Source organism: Pseudomonas sp. FSL W5-0299, assembly GCF_005930655.1.
Classification (GTDB): domain Bacteria; phylum Pseudomonadota; class Gammaproteobacteria; order Pseudomonadales; family Pseudomonadaceae; genus Aquipseudomonas; species Aquipseudomonas mandelii.
In genome coordinates, this window is sequence record NZ_RXHX01000004.1 from 72,046 (window position 1) to 90,200 (window position 18,155).

The window sequence follows — 18,155 nt, forward strand, 5'->3', positions numbered from 1 at the left end:
ATCAGTCCTGGCTCACGGCGCCGATCTTGTGCACCGACAAGTCCGCACCGTAATACTCCTCTTCCTGGCTCAGGCGCAGACCATGCAACGCCTTGATCCCGCCGTACACCACAAAACCACCGAGCAACGCGACGATCACACCCAACGAGGTGCCGATCAACTGGCTGATCAGGCTCACCCCACCCAGACCACCCAATGCACTCTGACCGAAGATGCCGCAGGCGAGTCCTCCCCAGACACCACACAAACCATGCAACGGCCAGACACCCAGCACATCGTCGATGCGCCATTTGACTTGAGCCGCGGTGAAGCACCAGACGAACAGGGTCCCGGCGATCACACCGGTGACCAGCGCGCCCACCGGGTGCATCAGGTCGGAACCTGCGCAGATCGCCACCAACCCGGCCAGTGGACCGTTATGCAGAAACCCCGGGTCGTTGCGTCCGACGATCAGTGCCGCCACGGTGCCGCCGACCATGGCCATCAGCGAGTTCACCGCGACCAATCCGCTGACGCCTTGCAGCGTTTGGGCGCTCATGACGTTGAAGCCAAACCAACCGACGATCAGGATCCACGAACCCAATGCCAGGAAGGGAATGCTCGACGGTGCGAACGCCACCAGCCGCCCTTCGCGATAACGCCCTTGCCTGGGGCCGAGCAACAACACCGCCGCGAGGGCCAGCCATCCGCCCATGGCGTGGACCACGACCGAGCCCGCGAAGTCATGGAAGCTGGCGCCAAATTGTTCCAGCAACCAGGCTTGCAGCCCGAAGTTGCCGTTCCAGATCATGCCTTCAAAGAACGGGTAGATGAACGCCACGATCAGCGCCGTCGCACACAACTGCGGAACGAATCTGGCGCGCTCGGCAATGCCTCCGGAAATGATCGCCGGAATCGCCGCCGCGAAGGTCAGCAGAAAGAAAAACTTAACCAGCCCGTAGCCATGATCCGCGTTGATCACCGCCGCTGGTTGCATGAAGGTGACCCCGTAGGAAATCCAATAGCCTATAAAGAAGTAGGCCAGGGTCGAAATGGCGAAGTCGCTGAGGATCTTCGACAAGGCGTTGACCTGATTCTTTTGTCGAACCGTGCCGACTTCAAGAAAGGCAAAACCGGCGTGCATGGCCAGAACCATGACCGCACCGATAAGAATGAACAACGTATTGGAGCTATGGACCAGACTGTCCACAGCGCTTTGCAGATTTTCCATGGGTTGGCAGACCTGAAGGCTAAAAGGCACCAAAGCGGTTCGCGCAGAGAATTTGTGCACCAAGTTGCGGCTCGCAGGATCAAGGCATTGATCCCCATGAACCGCTTTGGCGCACAAGGCTGAAACCTAGACGCGAGTTTTAATTGTTTGAATCAGGGTTTTCCTGAAATCATGCCCGGCAACAGCGCAACGGCGCGGGCTGATGCACCATGACATAGCAAAAGTTGTACCAGTCATTTGTACTGAACCTTCACATAACGCTCATACTCGAACGCTTCAGAAGCCAATTACGGAGATCACCAATGGCCCGCATCAAAGCAAAGACTGCTCAAGATATCCTGATGAACGACTTTCAGACTCTGGTCAACGACACCGAGCGGTTGCTGGAACACACCGCAACCCTGGCTGGCGATCAGGCCGATGAGCTGCGCGCCCAGATCCACGACAGCCTGCTGCGTGCCCGCGAAACGTTGAAGCTGACCGAAGACTCCCTGCGCGAACGCGGCCAGGCTGCCGTTACCGCTGCCGAAGATTACGTACAGACCAATCCATGGCAATCGGTCGGGATTGCGGCGGGTGTCGGTTTTCTGATTGGCCTGCTGGCCACTCGGCGCTGATATGTCTATCGGTGAATCCAGCTCGTCCGCGACGGGCACAAGCTCTTCATCGCGGCGCCTGGGTGCCGCTTTTCTTGGACTGTTGCACAGCCATGTCGAACTGTTCGGCATCGAGTTGCAGGAACAAAAAGCGCGCACCGTAAGCCTGTTGCTGTTTGCAGGCCTGGCGCTGGTCTTTGCGTTGCTGTTGCTGGTGGGCTTGTCGACGCTGGTGCTGATTCTGTTCTGGGACACCTACCGTCTGCCAGCGATCATCGGACTCTGTGTGTTCTACACCCTGGCTGCAGTTTTCTGCGCCATGCGCCTGAAAGCAGCGATTTTCGATGAGTCCTCACCCTTCCACGGCACCCTGGAAGAATTGGCCAACGATAGGGAGCGCCTGCTGCCATGAGCCTGCCTGAATTGCCCCATAACAGCTCTCGCACCGAAATGCGCAAGGCGCTGATACGCCTGCGCATGGAAATGCATCGCCAGGAAATCCGTCACGAATCCGCGCAATTGCTGCAACCCCTGCAGCGGGTACGCGGGATGACGAAAAACCTGCACGATGGCTTCGGCATCAAGCACGCCCCGCTCTGGGGCATGGCCGCCGTGACGCTGCTCGGTTTTCTGACCGGTAAAGGTGCCAAGAACGGCGGTACCGGCAGCCTGACCCGGCTGGTTCGCCTGGGCACAACGCTGGGCCCCCTGATCAAATTGGTCATGCAGGGTTCTTCGCGCAAAGACTGAATAGCCACTATCTGGCTGCATTCTTGCAACACCACCGGGATTAACCTCTTTATCGAGAGGTTCAATCCTGTGTGCCTACCCGGCGAACAGCTCAATCCAAAAACAAGACCTTACTAAGGAGGCCTCGTGATCGACGGGCAACCGCTCGCCTGCTTTCAGCCATTTATCGATACCGCCACGGGCCGTATCGCGGGTGTGGAAGCGCTGGGTCGACTGCGACAGGCCGACGGTCAACTGGCTTCGGTGGGGCCGTTGTTCGCCGACCCGCGAACACCCGCCATCGCCCTTCGTCGCCTTGACCGGCAGATCCGCGATAACGCGCTGAGCCGTTTGCATGAAGCGCCATCGGACTGGTTTCTGAGCCTGAACATATCACCGCGCTGGATCAACCGCTTACGGCCGGACCAGGCTCTACCGAGCCTCAAGCAATTGAGCCGACACAACGTCGATCCGCAACGCATCGTCTTCGAGATCACCGAACTGGGGGGCGACATCCAGCGCCTGGCCGACGTCGTGGCACGCTATCGACACGCCGGGGCACGGATCGCCATCGATGATTTTGGTGCCGGTTACTCGCAACTTGATCGCGTGCTGGCCCTGCAACCGGACATTCTCAAGCTCGATATGCGACTGTTCCAGGCCGCGGCATTGGGCGGCCCCAGCAGCGACGTGGTGAAAGCCCTGGCGCAAATGGCCGAGAAAACCGGGTGCTGGATCATTGCCGAAGGGGTGGAAACCGAAGATCAGCTCAATTTCGCCCTGGAGTGCGGCTCGCGTTACGTACAAGGATTTCTCTTTGCCCGGGCGCAGGAGGACTTCTTCGCCACCGACGCCTTTGTCGAACGTTTCGCGCAACTGCGCCAGCGTTATGTTCAGCAGAAACTGGGCGAACGCGGTCGACTGATGATCATGCGCCAGCAACTCTGCGAATTGATGGCGATCCTGCAAGCCTGGGCCCTGGCCCGTGCGCCGCTGAGCGCCTTGCCACAGCTGCAGGCGTTTCCATGGCTATTGCGCTTCTATCAATGCGACCGTCACGGCACCCAGTTGACGCCCAATCTGGAATGGCGCAACAACGGCTGGGAGGCCGATAACCGCTACCTGGGTCATAACTGGTCGTGGCGACCCTATTTCTATCAGTTGCTGGCCGAGGGCTGGGAAGAGCGGCGCCTGACATTGTCCACGACCTACCGCGATGCCACCAGCAATCAGTATTGCCTCACCGCCGGGCAATTTTTCGACAACGGCGAGCGACTGCTGCTCATCGACATCGACGCCGCCGGGCTCTAGTACTGCTTGCAGGCGCAGGCACGAACCCGGAAGCTAGAGGCTCAGTCACCTGACGGAGAGTCCAGCCTTGGATTGGCAAACCCTGCTTACCCGCGAACGCCTCGGAAAGCCTCTGCACAGCCCGGAAGAACTCGGCCGCAGCCCTTTTCACAAAGACCACGATCGCATCATCTTCTCGGGTGCCTTTCGCCGCCTCGGGCGCAAGACTCAGGTCCACCCGGTCACCAGCAACGATCACATCCACACACGCCTGACCCACTCGCTGGAAGTCAGCTGTGTGGGTCGATCGCTGGGCATGCGCGTCGGTGAGACCATTCGCAGCGCCTTGCCCGACTGGTGCGAACCGAGCGACCTGGGGATGGTGGTGCAATCGGCTTGCCTGGCCCATGACATCGGCAATCCACCCTTCGGGCATTCCGGCGAGGACGCGATCCGTCACTGGTTCCAGCAGGCCGCCGGCCGTGGCTGGCTGGACGCCATGAGCGACGTCGAACGCAATGACTTCCTGAACTTCGAAGGCAACGCCCAAGGCTTCCGGGTGCTCACCCAGCTCGAATACCATCAATTCGACGGCGGCACCCGGCTGACCTACGCCACGCTGGGCACTTATCTGAAATACCCGTGGACGGCAAAGCACGCCGATTCATTGGGCTACAAAAAGCACAAGTTCGGCTGCTATCAGAGCGAACTGCCGTTGCTGGAGCAGATCGCCCTTAAGCTCGGCTTGCCGCAATTGGAGGAACAGCGCTGGGCACGCCATCCACTGGTGTACCTGATGGAGGCTGCGGACGATATCTGTTACGCGCTGATCGATCTGGAAGATGGCCTGGAAATGGACCTGCTGGAGTACGCCGAAGTCGAGTCTTTGCTGCTCGACCTGGTGGGTGATGATCTCCCGGAAACCTATCGCCAACTGGGCCCACTGGATTCGCGTCGGCGTAAACTGGCGATCCTGCGGGGCAAGGCCATCGAGCACCTGACCAATGCCGCCGCCCGGGCCTTCGTCGAGCAACAGGACTCGCTGCTGGCCGGCACGCTGCCCGGCGATCTGGTGGAGCACATGCATGGTCCGGCCAAGCGCTGCGTCTTGAATGCCAAAGACATGGCGCGCAAAAAGATCTTCCAGGACAAGCGCAAGACGCTGCACGAAATCGGCGCTTATACCACCCTCGAAATCCTCCTCAACGCATTCTGTGGCGCAGCACTGGAACAACACAACGGTCGAACACCGTCCTTCAAGAGCCGGCGCATCCTCGACCTGCTAGGCAACAATGCGCCCGATCCTCATGGGCCTTTACACACCTCGTTCCTGAGAATGATCGACTTCATCGCCGGCATGACCGACAGCTATGCCAGTCAAATGGCACTGGAAATGACCGGTCGCTCAAGCCACGGATAACCGTGCATCGTTCAGCCGCGTCAGGGCCTCCTGACCGGCTGATCGACGTTCTGCGCATTTCTCGTTTCAATCCGCACGTCAGCAGAATCGCCCTACACCCAGTGCAGAGCCGACTGATCGAATGAACGGTCCGATCGCGAAACAATCACGCGCCCTCTGCTCGACAGATGAAGCATGAAAAAACCCATGTCTGAACACGATTGGCGCATCTTGCTGGTGGAAGACCACCCCTTCCAGCTCAGGGCCAACCAGCCAAATGGGAATGATCAGACAGGCCATTGTGCTGAGTAGTCTGACATCCATTGAACTGGACGCTCTTGAAAGAATAGCCGTCGAACACGGGCTGCCCTTGTTGGGCTATTTGATAAAACCCCTGAAACAATCAGACCTTAGAAACTTATTGACCTTGATTTCACTGTAAAATCGTTCCCAAACAAAGACACACTAAAAAACATTTAAACAACAATCTAATCCATTTCAAATCAATCTGTCCGACCCACCAAACGCACAAACAACACCTTGACTGATCCTCATGCAAAACCTAGTTGATCCGTAGTCCGATTCTTCTTCGAATGTAGGAATTATCTTATATTGCCACTACAGGCCTGTCAGTTGATCCCCCCCTCAACTATCTGAGCTAAGGTGCGCGCTTTATTTGAGCGCGTATGGGATTTGATTATGAACTCCGTTTTTATTGTCGACGATCACCCTGTCATCCGTCTTGCCGTCCGAATGTTGCTCGAACATGAGGGTTACAAAGTCGTCGGCGAAACTGATAATGGGGTCGATGCCATGCAGATGGTTCGTGAATGCATGCCAGACCTGGTCATTCTTGACATCAGCATCCCCAAACTGGATGGGCTGGAAGTTCTCTCCCGCTTCAACGCAATGAGTACCCCCCTCAAAACGCTGGTTCTAACAGCCCAGTGCCCGACACTTTTCGGTATTCGCTGCATGCAATCCGGCGCGTCCGGGTATGTATGCAAACAGGAAGACCTTAGTGAACTGGTGAGCGCAATTAAAGCGGTACTATCAGGTTACAACTATTTCCCCAGCCAGGCCTTGAATCCTGTCCGTGCTGACGATGAACGATATTCCGACCTTGAACTGTTCAAGTCAGTCAATGACCGAGAGCTGATGGTATTGCAACTTTTTGCCCAAGGCCGCACTAACAAGGAAATTGCCAAGGGCATGTTCCTGAGCAACAAGACTGTCAGCACTTACAAAAAACGTCTCATGCAAAAACTCAAGGCCAAATCACTCGTTGAACTCATTGATATGGCAAAACGCAACGCGTTAGTGTGAGAAACAGGATGCCCAGTCGTTTAATGGATTATCTGATACCGCTGGTCGCGGGTTTATGTCTGAGCACCTCAGCGCACGCGGCACCGACGGCGAGCGAGCAGTACACTCTGCTCAGTCGCTCAATGACCGGACACATGGAAGTCCAACTGGATAAATCGCAACAACAATGGCTTAACAATAAGCGTGAACTGATTCTGGGCACCTCTGCCCCCGACTACCCACCTTTCGACCTGACCATCAGCGGCCGCGACTACGAAGGTTTCACTGCTGATTACGCGGGCATCCTGGGCAAGGCCACCGGCCTGCCAGTCAAGGTCCAGCGCTACGTTTCCCGGGGAGACGCGATCAAAGCCCTGGAAAAAGGCGAGGTCGACATGCTCGGCAGCGCCAATGGTTTTGAAGCCCGCAATGCGGACATCGTGCTGTCCTTGCCCTATGCCGTGGATCAACCGGTTCTGGTGACACGGGAAGGCGAAACCAGATCCCTGAGCGACGGGCTCGCCGGACTGCGCCTGAGCATGGTTTATCACTACTTGCCGCTGGACGAAGTCAAAGCCCTGTACCCGAAAGCGATCATCACTTCCTACCCCTCCTACCAGAATGCAATCAATGCGGTGGCTTTCGACCAGGCCGATGTTTTTCTGGGCGACACCATTTCAACCCATTACATCATCAACAAGGGGTATCTAAACAACATCCGCATGGCCAACTTTGGTAAACACGAGGCCCACGGTTTCAGCTTCGCCGTACACAAGGGCAACCCGGCTCTGCTCGGGATCATCAACGCCATCCTCAAAGCGACCCCTGGCAGCGAGCGAGAAAACATCGCCAAACGCTGGAGTGCGGGCAGTGACATTCTTCTCACCGATCAGAAGCTGCAACTCAGCGACCGTGAACAACGCTGGCTGGCGCAACATCCCGTCGTGCGGGTCGTGGTCAACGAAGCGTTGGCCCCACTGACCTTTTTCGACAGCGACGGTAACTTCAGGGGCGTATCCGCCGACTTGCTCGAGCTGATCAGACTGCGCACCGGTTTGCGCTTCGAGATCCATCGCAGCCGTAACGATGACGAGATGATCGAGCAGGTCAACAGCCATCAGGCCGACCTGATTGCCGCCCTGCTCCCCAGCACCCAACGTGAAGCGATGCTGAACTTCAGCCGTCCTTATCTGGAAAACTCCGTTGTACTGCTCACTCGCAAAGCTGCCGACAGCCCGTCAAATCTGACGCAACTCACGGACAAGCGCCTGGCCATCGCCCAAGGCAATCCTATGGCGGATTACCTGCGCCGCGAGTTCCCGCGAATCCATCTGATCGAAACGCCGGACACCTTCAGCGCCGTGGAATTGCTCGCCGAGGGTCAGGCGCAAGGGACGGTGAGCTCTTTGGTGATTGCCAACTATTTCATCTCATCGCGAATCTTTGAGCACGCACTTCAAATCAGCACCACCATCGGTACCCGGCAAGCCGCGTTCTCCCTGGCGACCGGGCGTGACGCCAAAGAGCTGGGTTCGATCCTCGACAAGGCCCTGCTGAGCATCGCGCCGGAAGAGCTGGGCATTATCAACAGCCGCTGGCGAGGCTACTCGTCTGCTTCGCAAAGTACCTGGCGCAACTATCACCGAGTGTTCTATCAGATCGTTCTGGGTGTCGGCGTGCTGCTGCTGATGTCCATGACCTGGAACGCTTACATGCGCCGCCAGATCAATCAGCGCCTGGCCGCCGAGCTCGCCCTGAACGACCAACTCGAGTTCATGGGATCGCTGGTCAACGGCACGCCTCATCCCATCTACGTGCGCGATCGCCAGGGCTTGCTGCAAAGCTGTAACGACAGTTACCTGGAGGTCTTCTGCGCCAAACGCGAAGACGTGATTGGTAAAAACGTCATGCAGGGCAGCTTGAGCAACTCATTTGAAGCCCAGGAATACCAGGCGGATTACCAACGCGTCGTGGCCGAAGGAACTCCGCTGATTCTCGACCGGCCATTGCATATCGGTGGCCGCACACTGACGATTTATCACTGGATACTTCCCTACCGGGACTCCAGCGGTGAAGTACAAGGCATCATTGGCGGCTGGATCGACATCAGCGAGCGCCGACAACTGTTCGACGACCTGCGTGCCGCGAAAGAGCGTGCGGATGAAGCCAACCGTGCCAAAAGCACCTTTCTGGCGACCATGAGCCATGAAATCCGCACGCCGATGAACGCCATCATCGGCATGCTCGAACTGACCCTCAAGCGTATCGATCACAGCCACCCGGATCGCCCGGCCATTGACGTGGCCTACCACTCGGCGAAAGACCTGCTGAACCTGATCGGGGACATTCTTGATATTGCGCGAATTGAATCCGGTCGCCTGAGCCTGAGCCCGGAACGCGTCAACCTGAGAGAAACCGTGGCGTCGGTGGTGCGGATTTTCGACGGACTGGCCCGCCAGAAAAATCTGCGCCTGCGGCTGGACTTCAACCCGGCAGAACCACCCTCCGATGTCCTGCTGGACCCAATGCGCTTCAAGCAGGTGCTGTCCAACCTCGTCAGCAACGCCATCAAATTTACCGAACAGGGTCAGGTCCGGATTGTGGTCGAACTGCATCCGACCGACGAACCCGGCCGGGTGCTGTTGCAGTTACAGGTTCAGGACAGTGGGGTCGGGATCAGCGAACAGGACCAACGGCGTTTGTTCGAGCCTTTCGCCCAGGCCGATCATTCCGCGCAGGCAGCCAGAGGCGGCGCGGGGCTTGGTCTGGTGATCAGCCGCAATCTGTGCGAGATGATGGGCGGCAACCTGCAGTTGAGCAGCCAGGCTGGTATCGGCACTCAGGTCAGGATCTCGCTGAACCTTGCAACACTGCCAGCCGAGCGGGTGTCGAAAACCGCTGAACCGTCCCTCCACCCGACCTCGGCTGTGCTGAACGTCCTGGTGGTCGACGACCATCCCGCCAATCGCTTGCTCATGTGTCAGCAACTGGAGTTCCTGGGGCATCGCTACAGCGCCGCACCGGATGGCGAAGCGGGGTTGAAGGCCTGGAAGGACAACGTGTTCGATCTGGTGATCGTCGATTGCAACATGCCGATCATGGACGGATACGAACTGGCTCGCTCCATTCGCCAACATGAACAGCAAACGCAGAGCCGGCCTTGTACCGTGTTGGGCTTCACCGCCAACGCACAACCGGAAGAAATACAACGCTGCAGACAAGCCGGAATGGACGACTGCCTGTTCAAACCCCTGAGCCTGACAGCCTTGAGTCAATGGGTTGAAGGCGTTGCGCCAACGGTCCGCACCCCGGCCTTCAGTCTTGAAGGGCTGCATCTGCTGACGGGTGGCAGCCCGACACTGGACCGGCGCCTGTTGTCCGAACTGCTGAACAGCAATCGTCTGGATCGGCAAGAGTTGCTGGCGTTGTCCCCCACGGAAGATCGGCAGGCTTTCATCGAGGTGGCCCACAAAATCAAGGGTGCTGCGCGAATCGTCCAGGCTTGCCGATTGATCGACAGCTGCGAGGCGCTGGAAAACGCCTGTCATGACGTGCTCCCCCCTGAAGCAGTCGTCAATTGCACCAAGGCCATGGACCGGGCGATGGTCGAACTGGAGCTGGCATTGGAGCAGGCGCTGCAGCAACAGATAGGCCACAACGAGAAAAGCAGAATGATGGAGCCTTAACTATGCTTGGACGCTGAGCAGTGTGTTAAACATCATGGAGAGACCCGCAATGCCCAGCCCACTGCGCCCGGATCAACGCCGGTTTCCGCTGCACATCCATATCAGTGTGATGTTCACCTTTCTGTTATTGCTGACCGGTGCGGTGCTGGGCATTTTCAACTACGGGCAAACCACGCAGATCATTCTTTCCAGCAGTGAAAAGCTCTTCAACCGCATCGAGCAGGATGTTCGCCTGGACCTGCAAGGCACCTACGAACCGATTCGCCATCTGCTGAGCCTGCTGGCGGACTACCCGGCGACCCGCGCTCCGGATCTGGAACAGCGATTGGCGTTGCTCCAGCCCTTTAGCCAGTCGCTCAACGACAACCCCAACCTGGCATCGTTGTACCTGGGTTATGGCAACGGTGATTTTTTCATGGTCCGCCCCTTGCGGACGGCATCCCTGAGAACTGAACTGAAAGCCCCCGATTCAGCGGCGTTTCAAGTCTGGAGCATCGAGCACAGCAGCAGTGGTCAGATCCGCTCCCAATTCCTGTTTTTTGATCAATCCCTGACGCTCATCAACCGCCTGGACAACCCCGACGAAACCTTCGATCCCCGCACTCGTGCCTGGTTCTCCAGCGCACGCGGCGACGTGAACCAGATCACCACTGACCCCTACGTTTTTTTCTCCACCCGCAACGTCGGCACTACCTTGGCCCGGCGCAGTGGTGAAAACGCGGTGATGGGGGCCGACCTGACCCTGGCCGAATTGTCGGCTACCCTGGCCAAACACGTGGTGACGCCCCATACCGAAATCGTGCTGTTCGATGCCCAGGGCAATGCCATCGCCTACCCCGACAGCGACAAGCTGATCATCGACGGCCAGACCGCTCGCCTGAACAAGGCTGCCGACCTCAGCCCCGGCCTCGGCGCCCTGCTCTCCAATCCTCCTGCCAGCAATCGGCTGGACGCCGCCGGTCGTCAATGGATCGTGGCGCGCAGCAGCATGACGGAGGGCGGCCCCCAGGGACTGCAACTGGCGTTGCTGGTGCCTGAGGACGAATTGCTCGCCGATGCCTACCGCATGCGCTGGCAAGGCGCGCTGATTACTCTGGCGACATTGCTGCTGTGCCTGCCCGTGGGATGGTTGACCTCCAGAGTCCTGGTCAAGCCCCTGCGCACGCTGGTGCAGGAAGCCGATGCGGTGCGCAGTTTCAACTTCGACTTTCCGATCGGCCACAGTTCGCCGGTGCTTGAAATTGACCAACTGAGCGTGTCGATGGCGCGGATGAAGGACACTCTGGGCAGTTTTTTCCAGATCACCGATAGCTTGAGCGCGGAGACCCGCTTTGCGCCGTTGCTGCAGCGGGTGCTGTTTGAAACCGTGAAGATCGGGCAAGCCCAGGCCGGTCTTATTTACCTGCGCGAACGTGACAGCGATCGCATGGAGCCCCAGGGCCTGGTCATCAATGGCACGTCACAAGCATTGCCCTCATTCGGAGTCCAGGGACACGAACTCCAGGATCCGCAGAGTCCTCAGTGGCTGCAGCAGTTGTCGAACGCCGACAATATCGTGACCAATCTGGGTTTCGAACAGGCGGGGGATTTGCAGAAGGTGATGCTCGCGCTGGAATACCCCCGGGTGCACCTGATCGGCATCCGCTTGCACAATCGGCACAACGAAACCGTGGGCCTGCTGATCCTGCTTTTGACCGACAGCGGCACACAAAGCGACCTGGAAAAACTGCGCCCGGACCGCATCGCGTTTCTCCAGGCGGTGTCTGGCGCCGCAGCCGTGAGCATTGAGAGCCAGCGCCTGCAAGCCAAACAGAAACAACTGCTGGACGCCTTCATTCAACTGCTGGCCGGCGCGATCGATGCCAAGAGCCCTTATACCGGAGGCCACTGCCAGCGAGTGCCGGAGCTGACCCTGATGCTCGCCCAGGCGGCGGCCGCCAGTCAGGCCCCGGCCTTCAGCGACTACCAACCCACCGAAGATGAGTGGGAAGCCCTGCACATTGCGGCCTGGCTGCACGATTGCGGGAAGGTCACGACGCCTGAATACGTGGTCGACAAAGCCACCAAGCTTGAGACCCTGAACGACCGCATCCATGAAATCCGCACCCGTTTCGAGGTCCTCAAGCGCGATGCCTGGATCAATTATTGGCAAGCCGTCGCCCTGGGCGGTGACGAGCAGCACCTGGCCGAATTGCGTAATGCCAACCTGGCCGGGCTGGATGATGATTTCGCCTTCGTCGCCCGCTGCAATCTGGGCGCAGAGGCCATGGCCGAAGCCGATCTGCAACGGCTGCGCAGCATTGCCCAGCGCAACTGGACCCGAACCCTGGACGATCGAATCGGTGTGTCCTGGGAAGAAAACCGCCGCCAGGCACGAACCCCGGCACCGACCTTGCCGGTCAGCGAGCCGCTGTTGGCGGACAAGCCCGAGCACCTGTTCGAACGCGCCGAAAGCGAACTGATTCCGGAAGACAATCCCTGGGGTTTCAAGCTCGATGTGCCGCGCTACAAATACAACCGAGGCGAGCTCTACAACCTGAGCATCACCCGAGGCACGCTGACCCGCGAGGAGCGTTACATCATCAACCACCACATGGTGCAGACGATCCTGATGCTCAGCCACTTGCCCTTCCCCGGCCACCTCAACAACGTCGCGGAAATCGCTGGCGGCCACCACGAGAAAATGGACGGCACCGGTTACCCCAAACAGTTGAAGCGCGAAGAAATGAGTCTGCCGGCACGGATGATGGCGATTGCCGATATTTTCGAGGCACTGACCGCCGCCGATCGCCCTTACAAGAAGGCCAAAACCTTGAGCGAAGCGCTGGGCATCATGGCCACCATGTGCCGTGACGCCCATATCGATCCGGAGTTGTTCGGCTTGTTCATCAACGCCGGCATCTATCTGCAATACGCCGACCGATTCCTCGATCCAAGGCAGATCGATGCGGTCGACCCGTCAAGCCTGTTGCTCAAGGCCGGCTTGAGGGTGTGATCAGCAATCGGTCAGACGCAGGAAAATCGCCGCCAGTTGCTCGATACCGGCCTGATCGTCAGCGGTAAACCGCGCCAGACTCGGGCTGTCGAGGTCCAGCACGCCAATCAGGCGACCGTCCTTGACCAGCGGCACGACCAGCTCGCTGTTCGAGGCGCTGTCGCAGGCGATGTGCCCGGGGAACGCGTGAACGTCTTCGACCAACTGGGTCTTCAAGGTCGCCGCCGCCGTCCCGCACACGCCGCGACCGAACGGAATCCGCACACAGGCGATCTGCCCCTGAAACGGGCCAAGCACTAGCTCCTCGTTACGATTGAGATAGAAACCGGCCCAGTTCAAGTCGTCGAGCTGGCTGTACAGGAACGCCGAAAACTGCGCGGCGTTGGCGATAAAGTCACGCTCGTCCGCCAGTAGCGACTCCAGCTGCGCCCATAACATGCCGTAACCGTCCAGGCCTTGGCCGCTCTTCTGTAAATCGATCATGCTTTGTGCTCCAACAGCTTCAGCCCCACCCAATAGCGGGCAAATTGATATGCGCAGCGTCCATTGCGGTTGCCCCGGCCCGTAGCCCAGCGCACGGCGAGGATGTCCAGCTCTTCGTTACGCTGCCACTCAAGGCCGGATTTTCCGGCCAATTGCCCGATCCAGTGCTCGACGACATCAAGGAAGTGCTCTTGAGTAAACGGATAGAACGACAGCCACAATCCAAAACGGTCCGACAGCGCGATCTTGTCTTCCACCGCCTCGCTGGGATGCAGTTCGCCATCGACCCGTTTCCAGTTTTCGTTATCGCTTTCCTTCTCCGGCACCAGGTGGCGACGGTTAGAGGTGGCGTACAGCAAGACGTTATCCGGCGCCTGTTCGAGCGAGCCGTCGAGCACGCTCTTGAGCACGCGATAGTCGCCTTCGCCCGATTCAAACGACAGGTCATCGCAGAACAGCACGAAACGCTGAGGCAGCCTGGCGATCTGCTCGACCACGCGCGGCAGGTCCGCCAGGTGATCGCGCTCGATCTCGATCAACCGCAGGCCGGCCTTGGCGTGCTCGGCCAGCAATGCGCGCACCAGCGACGATTTGCCGGTGCCGCGCGAGCCCCAGAGCAGTGCGTGGTTGGCGGGCATGCCGTCGAGGAACTGCTGGGTATTTCGCCCCAGTTGCTCCACTTGGCGGTCGACACCGATCAAGTCGGACAACCGCGTGTCGAGGCTGACATGCAGCGGCAGCAGAAACCCGCTGCGGCCCTCGCGTTGCCAGCGCGCGGCCAGGCATTGCGTCCAGTCGATGGCTTGCCGAGGAGCAGGCAAGAGCGGTTCGATACGGGCCAGGACAGCATCGGCGCGTTCAAGAAAAGCATTCAATCGGGAATCCACGTCTTCTCCTCGGGCACGTTCACAGTGATGATGGCATTGCAGCGACGCAACGAAGCATTCGGCACCCGGTTCATCCCTTGTTGCACAAGGGCTCGCGAGAACATCGGTATCCATGCATGATCGACTATGCTTGAGCAGCGAAGGGAAACGGAAGTGGTTCAACACCCCATGGATATCAAATTCACCCACCGGCTGTCATACAAGCAAGCCAGGCTGACCGTGCTTGTCGGTTTCATTCTGGGCACGCTGCTCAGTCTGCTGCAAATAGGCATCGATTATGCCAGCGAAGACGCCTCCATCAACCGTGAAATACTGTCTTTACTGGAAATCAGCCATAACCCCGCGTCCCGCATCGCCTACAACATCGACGCCGAACTCTCCCAGGAACTGACCATGGGCCTGTTGCGCTCGCCGGCGATCATCGGTGCGCAATTGACTGACAACAACGGCACCGTCCTGGCCAGCGTCAAACGCCCGACCCTGCAAAGCAATTATCGGATGATCAGCGACTTCCTGTTCGGCGCCAACCGCCAGTTTGAAGACCGCCTCTACCTCGATCACTTGCCGAACGAATCACTCGGCACCTTGCGACTGGAAGTCGATACCTACGCCTTCGGCAGCCGCTTCCTGCGCCGGGCCGAGGTGACGCTGCTCAACGGCTTCGCTCGCAGCCTGATCCTGACCGGCATCCTGTTGGCGCTGTTCTACGTGATGCTGACGAAGCCGCTGGTGCGGGTCATCCGCGAACTCAGCGGGCGCGATCCGCGTAGCGCGGAACCGACCTGGCTGGAATACCCGAGCGGACATAAAAACGATGAAATCGGTGTGCTGGTCAAAGTGGCCAACCAGCAGTTCGAAAACATCGCCACCGAAATCCAGCAGCGGCGCAACGCCGAAAACCGCCTGACCGACTACCTCGGGCAACTGGAAAACATCGTCTCGGCCCGCACCGCGGAGCTCAAGGCGATCAATGCCCGGCTCAGTCAATCGAACCAGGAGCTGGAAGTCGCACGAAGCACCGCCCTCGATATGGCCGAAGCACGTTCGGTGTTTCTCGCCAATATGAGCCATGAAATCCGCACACCGCTCAACGGCCTGCTGGGCATGATCGCGCTCTCGCTGGACGGACCGCTCACTGCCGAACAACAGCAACAGCTGTCCATTGCCCATGACTCGGGCAAAGTGCTGGTGGAACTGCTCAACGATATTCTCGACCTGTCGAAATTCGATGCCGGCCAGCTCGAACTCGAACACATTCCGTTCGACCTCGGGTCGCTGATCGAAGACACCGCCAATCTGCTGTCGCAGAACGCCGCGCCCAGCGTCGAGTTGACCTGCCTGATCGATCCGCACTTTCCGGCGTTGGTGCTGGGGGATCCGACCCGCGTCCGGCAGATCGTCAGCAACCTGTTGTCCAACGCCCTCAAGTTCACCCGTTTCGGTCGGGTGGATGTGCGCCTTTCAACCTTTGAAGATGGCGTCAGAATCGAAGTCTGCGACACCGGTATCGGGATTGCCCAGGATGCTCAGGTCAAAATCTTCCAGCCTTTCACGCAGGCCGGCGCCGGCATAACCCGCCAATTTGGCGGCACCGGGCTGGGCCTGGCGCTGACCTATAACCTCTGCGAAGCGATGCAGGGGCGGCTGACCATCAGCTCGGAAGCGGGTTTCGGCAGCCAGTTCTGCGCCGACCTGCCGTTGCCCTGCCACACCCGGGCCATCGCCCCACAGCCGTTACCGGGCAAGGTCATTGCCGTCACCGCGGCCAACAGCGGCCTGGCGGAACTGCTGAAAAACCTGTTGCCCGGCTGGGGGCTCGACTATCAGCAACGGTCCATCGATGACTCGTTCATCGGCCTCGACCCGGACGTGCTGATCACCGACTGCCCCGAATGCCTGTTTGGCCTGCGCCCGACCCTCGACGCGCCTATCTTGCTGGTGACCGCCTATGGCAGCTTCATGCCCAGTGAAGAAGCCAACGCCCTGGCGCCCCTGCAACAGCAGGCTCGTCCTTTAGCGCGCAATGCGCTTTACCAGACATTGCGCCGGGTGCTGCTGCCCGAAAGCAACCTGATCAACGGTGCCCGGGTCGAAAACCTTACCCCCCAACGACGCGGACGTGTCCTGCTGGTCGAGGACAACCCGGTCAATCAATTGGTGGCCAAGGGCATGCTCGGCAAACTCGGTTGCGAGGTGATCGTCGCCGCTCACGGTGCCGAAGCCCTGGATCAGCTTGAGCACAGCGAATTCGACCTGGTGCTGATGGACTGCAACATGCCGGTGATGGATGGCTATGAAGCCAGCCGACAAATCCGTCGCAGCGGGCGCTGGCCACAACTGCCCATCGTGGCCTTGACTGCCAACGCCATGTCCGAGGAACGCGAACGCTGCCGTGTGGCGGGCATGAGCGATTACCTGGCCAAGCCCTTTCGCCGAGAAGAACTGGCCGCGTTGCTCGACCTGTGGATACCGACTACGACAGCGCTTTGATTTGCCCCAGCAGGTGATCGAGACCGTCGCGCAGATCATGCAGGCGATCCAGATCGACGCCGCTGTCGCACAGCAACCGGGCCTTGAGCGGCCCGACCTGATCACGCAAAGCCTTGCCGGTCGGCGAAAGACTCAGGTGCACTTCTCGCTCATCGCGCGCCGAACGTTGGCGCTGCACCAATTGCAGCTGCTCAAGGCGCTTGAGCAACGGCGTCAGGGTGCCGGAATCCAGCGCCAGGCGTTCGCCCAGCGCCTTGACCGTCGGCTGCTCCGGCGCCGTTTCCTGCCATTCCCACAACACCAGCATCGCCAGGTATTGCGGATAGGTCAGACCCAGTTGATCGAGCATCGGCTTGTAGGCGCGGATCACCGCCCGAGAAGCCGCATACAGCTTGAAGCAGAGCTGGCTGTCGAGCTTCAGCGAATCGACGGACAGGGTGTTCATTTGAGCAGGGCTTCGATCTCGCGGCTCAGGTCCTGCGGCTTGGTTGCCGGAGCGAAGCGCTTGACCAACTGGCCGTCCTTGCCGATCAGGAACTTGGTGAAGTTCCATTTGATGCCCTGGGAGCCGAGCACGCCCGGTGCACGTTTCTTCAATTGCACAAACAGCGGATGAGCACCGGCACCATTGACGTCGATCTTCTTGAACAGCGGGAAGGTGACACCGAAGTTCAACTCGCAGAACTCGGAAATCGCCCCTTCGTTACCCGGTTCCTGCTTACCGAACTGATTGCAGGGAAAGCCGAGCACCACCAGGCCTTGATCCTTGTAGGTCTGCCACAATTCTTCGAGGCCTTTGTATTGCGGGGTAAAACCGCACTTGCTGGCGGTGTTGACCACCAGGACGGCTTTGCCGGCGAAATCGGCCAGGGTTTTCTGATCACCTTTGATGGTGGTCACCGGGATGGTCAGCAGGTTGTCGCTCATGGGTTTGGCTCGAATTGACGGAACAAGCCATGAACATAGCGAGCAATTGAATTGTGTGCAATTTAAATGTGTGGGGGCGCCGGATATCTTCGGATATCTGTAGGGGCTAAGCCTGCTCGCGAAGGCGTCGGGTCAGTCACCATCTGTGCTGAATGTTG

14 protein-coding genes and 1 pseudogene are annotated in these 18,155 nt (G+C 59.0%); 10 read left to right on the plus strand and 5 right to left on the minus strand.

The window, feature by feature from the left end; translation table 11 throughout:
• Position 1 precedes the first annotated feature (1 nt).
• A complete protein-coding gene (locus FHL16_RS07340; protein WP_010461260.1) occupies positions 2-1,210 on the minus strand; it encodes an ammonium transporter in 1,209 nt (402 codons plus the stop codon).
• A gap of 302 nt (positions 1,211-1,512) precedes the next feature.
• Between FHL16_RS07340 and FHL16_RS07345 the strand changes: the two genes are divergently transcribed.
• The 9 genes and pseudogenes from FHL16_RS07345 to FHL16_RS07385 all read left to right on the plus strand — a co-directional run bounded on the left by FHL16_RS07345 (position 1,513) and on the right by FHL16_RS07385 (position 13,210).
• Positions 1,513-1,827 carry a DUF883 family protein gene (locus FHL16_RS07345; RefSeq protein WP_010461262.1) on the plus strand — a complete coding sequence of 105 codons (315 nt, stop codon included), beginning with the start codon at positions 1,513-1,515 and terminating at the stop codon, positions 1,825-1,827.
• A 1-nt stretch (position 1,828) separates the two neighbouring features.
• Positions 1,829-2,218 (plus strand): phage holin family protein, encoded by a 390-nt coding sequence (locus tag FHL16_RS07350; protein WP_042932237.1) that lies wholly within the window; start codon positions 1,829-1,831, stop codon positions 2,216-2,218.
• Positions 2,215-2,556 carry a hypothetical protein gene (locus FHL16_RS07355; RefSeq protein WP_010461265.1) on the plus strand — a complete coding sequence of 114 codons (342 nt, stop codon included), beginning with the start codon at positions 2,215-2,217 and terminating at the stop codon, positions 2,554-2,556. Before FHL16_RS07350 ends, FHL16_RS07355 begins: the two co-directional genes overlap by 4 nt.
• A gap of 126 nt (positions 2,557-2,682) precedes the next feature.
• The gene (locus FHL16_RS07360; RefSeq protein ID WP_077747909.1) at positions 2,683-3,846 is read left to right on the plus strand and encodes an EAL domain-containing protein; all 1,164 of its coding nucleotides are present in this window, start codon (positions 2,683-2,685) and stop codon (positions 3,844-3,846) included.
• Between the two features lie 67 nt (positions 3,847-3,913).
• The gene (locus tag FHL16_RS07365; protein WP_010461269.1) at positions 3,914-5,245 is read left to right on the plus strand and encodes a deoxyguanosinetriphosphate triphosphohydrolase; all 1,332 of its coding nucleotides are present in this window, start codon (positions 3,914-3,916) and stop codon (positions 5,243-5,245) included.
• Positions 5,246-5,431: 186 nt separating this feature from the next.
• A pseudogene (locus FHL16_RS34375) lies at positions 5,432-5,666 on the plus strand (hypothetical protein).
• A gap of 257 nt (positions 5,667-5,923) precedes the next feature.
• Positions 5,924-6,550, plus strand: a complete 627-nt coding sequence (locus FHL16_RS07375; protein WP_010461270.1) for a response regulator transcription factor — start codon at positions 5,924-5,926, stop codon at positions 6,548-6,550.
• Positions 6,551-6,558: 8 nt separating this feature from the next.
• On the plus strand, positions 6,559-10,215 hold the full coding sequence (locus FHL16_RS07380; RefSeq protein WP_077747910.1) for a transporter substrate-binding domain-containing protein: 3,657 nt from the start codon (positions 6,559-6,561) through the stop codon (positions 10,213-10,215).
• 49 nt (positions 10,216-10,264) lie between these two features.
• On the plus strand, positions 10,265-13,210 hold the full coding sequence (locus FHL16_RS07385) for an HD domain-containing phosphohydrolase (RefSeq protein ID WP_077747911.1): 2,946 nt from the start codon (positions 10,265-10,267) through the stop codon (positions 13,208-13,210).
• Here FHL16_RS07385 and FHL16_RS07390 read toward each other — a convergent pair whose 3' ends face one another.
• Complete coding sequence (locus FHL16_RS07390) at positions 13,211-13,693, minus strand: GAF domain-containing protein (RefSeq protein WP_077747912.1); 483 nt, start codon at positions 13,691-13,693, stop codon at positions 13,211-13,213.
• Positions 13,690-14,580 (minus strand): ATP-binding protein, encoded by an 891-nt coding sequence (locus FHL16_RS07395; protein ID WP_010461274.1) that lies wholly within the window; start codon positions 14,578-14,580, stop codon positions 13,690-13,692. Before FHL16_RS07395 ends, FHL16_RS07390 begins: the two co-directional genes overlap by 4 nt.
• A 168-nt stretch (positions 14,581-14,748) precedes the next feature.
• Here FHL16_RS07395 and FHL16_RS07400 point away from each other — a divergent pair, with 168 nt between their 5' ends.
• Positions 14,749-17,070: a hybrid sensor histidine kinase/response regulator gene (locus FHL16_RS07400; protein WP_077747913.1), complete on the plus strand. Its 2,322-nt coding sequence runs from the start codon at positions 14,749-14,751 to the stop codon at positions 17,068-17,070.
• Here FHL16_RS07400 and FHL16_RS07405 read toward each other — a convergent pair.
• Positions 17,054-17,515 carry a MarR family winged helix-turn-helix transcriptional regulator gene (locus FHL16_RS07405; protein ID WP_010461278.1) on the minus strand — a complete coding sequence of 154 codons (462 nt, stop codon included), beginning with the start codon at positions 17,513-17,515 and terminating at the stop codon, positions 17,054-17,056. The genes FHL16_RS07400 and FHL16_RS07405 overlap by 17 nt on opposite strands.
• Positions 17,512-17,997 carry a glutathione peroxidase gene (locus FHL16_RS07410; protein WP_010461280.1) on the minus strand — a complete coding sequence of 162 codons (486 nt, stop codon included), beginning with the start codon at positions 17,995-17,997 and terminating at the stop codon, positions 17,512-17,514. The genes FHL16_RS07405 and FHL16_RS07410 overlap by 4 nt, the downstream gene beginning before the upstream one ends.
• Positions 17,998-18,155 lie beyond the last annotated feature (158 nt).